The following is a 3,232-nucleotide window of genomic DNA, read 5'->3' as shown; positions in this document are numbered from 1 at the left end:
TCATTGAAAATATCGGATAACTTTTTCACTGTAATGACAAAATTATTTCCCGGATTCATTCCAGTTCCTTGACGAGATGAACCAGTTTGGGTACTATTAAGCCGGTTTTATCAAATTTCATGGAATAACAGGGAATTTCAGCAACGATCCGCTCCAGTATATCAAGTTCCTTCTCCCACCATTCAACCGTTCCCAATGGTCGAATCAGGGTTGCGAGCAGCTGCTTCCAGATCATTTTTCGGTCAATGAGGGGTGTTATCGTATTTTCATTATCCTTCTGAAGAAACAGTATCCCTCTGATTGGAGCAGAAGCAGCAGAAACATCTGATACCGTCCCATGACTCCATGTTCCATGTACCTGCCACATTGTATCCGTCCTCTGTAGAATATTGCGATCATCACAAAGGATCTCAACTGATAATAGATCACTTTGCTGTGCAGCCTGTTTCAAAAGAGTTACCGTGGTAGATTTTCCTGCTTCTGAGTGGCCGATAAACACAAGCCCCTGCCCGTTCAGGATAACTGCTGCAGAATGCATCAGCACTGCATTCCGGTCAGCAAGAAGTGGCCCAATCCAGATCTGATCAGTAGGAAGGAGTGAAAGGGAATTCCAGCCCTGGGCGGTTGTAATCTCCTCATCACTTGGGAGATGAAAGATCTTTGCATTTGTATGATCAGCACTAAAGACTGCGACCTTATAGATCTGATAATTATGAGGATCCGATGATATCCCAAGATAAATCCAGGAATTTTTCTTTCGGTATATAACCCAGGGACATTTTCTGTAGAACTCTTTCCCTAGATCCCCGTTTAGGGGAGGTAGTTCAAAGTAATGCCTTAGTATCACATTATCCTCCCCAGGACCGTCCACCATAAACACGTTAAGTTCTTCTTTAATCTTTACCTGATTAAAATCAAGATTACTCTCTACACAAACAGTAATCCCTGCAAATTTAAAGTAACGACGATGTTTTTCCTGCCATTCTGTCTTGAACTGCTTCGCCTGTTCTGCAACGCCACAGAGGTAAGGAACCTTTGCCGAGTATCGCCCGGTCTCAAGATACGAATAGACTGCACACCATTTGCAATCAGAGCGTCTCTTACAGGATTTACAATTCTCTTCATATTCAACTCCACCGGTCACAGCATCTTTCAGGGAGGGAATGAACACATCCCAGCAATCCTGCACACTGCCGGTTCGAAGATCATATCGCAAAGCAGGATCCTTTATAAAAGAACAGAAGGACATGCTGCCATAGGGATCAATATGAAATTCCCTTTTTCCATTGATACACCTGGAAAAAAGGTGATCATCATGAACTTTTTCTATGTGGGAACTCTTTTGTTGGCACTTTTCTTCATACGTAAGGTCTGGCTTATCCAGAGCGATGACTTCCTGAGGAGGGAGTCGTTGTCCTTCAATCCGGGCGTTATGTTCTGGTGAACCATCAGCAGATAGGTATAGCCAGGAAGCTCCGATACGGTAATGGGGACTTAGTGTTTTTGCCAGTTCTATCATTGCAGAAAATTCATGATAATTCTTCTGCATAGGGATGATTTGAACAATAAATTCAGCTTTTACGTCTCGTAACAACTGAAATCCGTTCATAGTTGCATGGAATGATCCCGGATTCCTGGTGACCATGTCATGAATTTCCTCAGAAGCACCATACAGGGCAATCATCTTTGATCCTTTTCGTCTCATCAACAGAGCGATATCAGGAGTAATGAGTGTTCCGTTGGTATTGATCGCGTAGGATGATGATCTGTTGGTGATATAATCAAAGATGAGAGCGAAGTCAGGTATGAGCATCGGTTCTCCGCCTGATATCGACCAGTAACGACAGCCTAATCTTCGTCCCTCGTCGATAATCTGAAAAATCTCACCAGTGGTAAGTTCATCCTCCTTCTTTTCAGAATCGGGCGAAATCCTCAACCAGCAATGCAGGCAGTTATTATTACACCGGTATGTCAGGTCGATTGAGGCTGATAATGGCAGCCGTGGCAGGGAATCAGTCTTTTTTATGGTTAGATAATCATGCATATTTTCTGAAAACCCTCATCAACTCTGGATAGAAACAGGTTCAATTTCCCGGATTAGTATGCCTTGGGTTACCAATATATCCAAGCATCCTGGCCCGTGCATGGGCAACCTGGCAGAAATAATCAACGTGGCTGTCCAGCATCCCGGTCTCCAAATCTGCATGTGCAGGGCACCAGAGGCAAAGATTCCTAATGGAACAGATGTGGCAGGTACTGCGATACTCATCCCGATCTGATCGAATATCCCTGATTTTTGGAATAAAATGTTCCCAGGCATCAGTAACGCTGCCGGTCTTCAGGTCATACTGACATCCCTGATGGGTGAGGGACATGCAGAGACGGAACATACCCTCTGGGCTGACAACAAACTCGCCGTTTCCTGCCCCACAATGAAATAGGTGATTACACGTGCATTTGCAGGATGAATGGTTGATCAGCCTCTCACAACCGATAAGTGCATCCCTTCGCTGGTTATCAGATTGTTCCAGGATCACGATCTCATCAGGAGTTAGGCGTTCTTTTTTAATTCCTTCATTTCGCTCCTGATTATGATCAAGTCTCATATGAAGTTGGGGATCAAAACGGTAGTAATCTTTTGTATAAGAGCGTGAAAAATCAGCTATCTTATTCATCTCATGGAGATTAGATCGGATTGCCATCGCTTTCAACCTGACCTTTATTCCTGCATTTTGGAGATATGATAATCCTCGTTTGAATGCATTGTAGGATCCAGGACTCCTGGTGACTGCTTCATAGGTCTCTTTGGTGGCACCATATACGGTTACTTCGATATCTCGAGGTGGATAACATCGAAATAAGGCAATATGCTCCTCATTAATTAAGGTGCCATTTGTCATGACGGTAACCAGCAGACCTTTTTTCTTCAGCCCAAGATAAATTTCCGGAAAATCAGACCGTATGAGGGGTTCTCCGCCGGTGATACCACACCAGAGTGCACCAAGATTTACAGCCTGGTCAGCAATATCCATGATCTGCTTGTGGGTCAGTTCCCTTTTTTTCGTCTCTAGGTCCCCAGCCGGGAGATTAATGTAGCAGTGAGAACAGTCGTTATTGCATCTCGCAGTAAGTTCCAGAGTAAATGAGAAACATTTCCGGTTATTTTTCATTGTTTCCCAAAGAGGGAATTCCTGGATCTCCTCCTCTGAAGAATAAATTTCAGTCATATGAC

2 protein-coding genes are annotated in these 3,232 nt (G+C 43.9%); both read right to left on the bottom strand.

What is annotated here, in order from left to right:
* Positions 1 to 55: 55 nt before the first annotated feature.
* Positions 56 to 2,044: a radical SAM protein gene (locus tag VN429_RS01820; RefSeq protein ID WP_325629169.1), complete on the bottom strand. Its 1,989-nt coding sequence runs from the start codon at positions 2,042 to 2,044 to the stop codon at positions 56 to 58.
* Positions 2,045 to 2,084: 40 nt separating this feature from the next.
* A partial coding sequence (locus VN429_RS01815) for a radical SAM/SPASM domain-containing protein (RefSeq protein ID WP_325629167.1) occupies positions 2,085 to 3,232 on the bottom strand: 1,148 nt, incomplete at its 5' end.

This window comes from Methanospirillum sp., assembly GCF_035560735.1.
GTDB lineage: Archaea > Halobacteriota > Methanomicrobia > Methanomicrobiales > Methanospirillaceae > Methanospirillum.
This window is presented reverse-complemented; position numbering and strand designations above follow the sequence as displayed.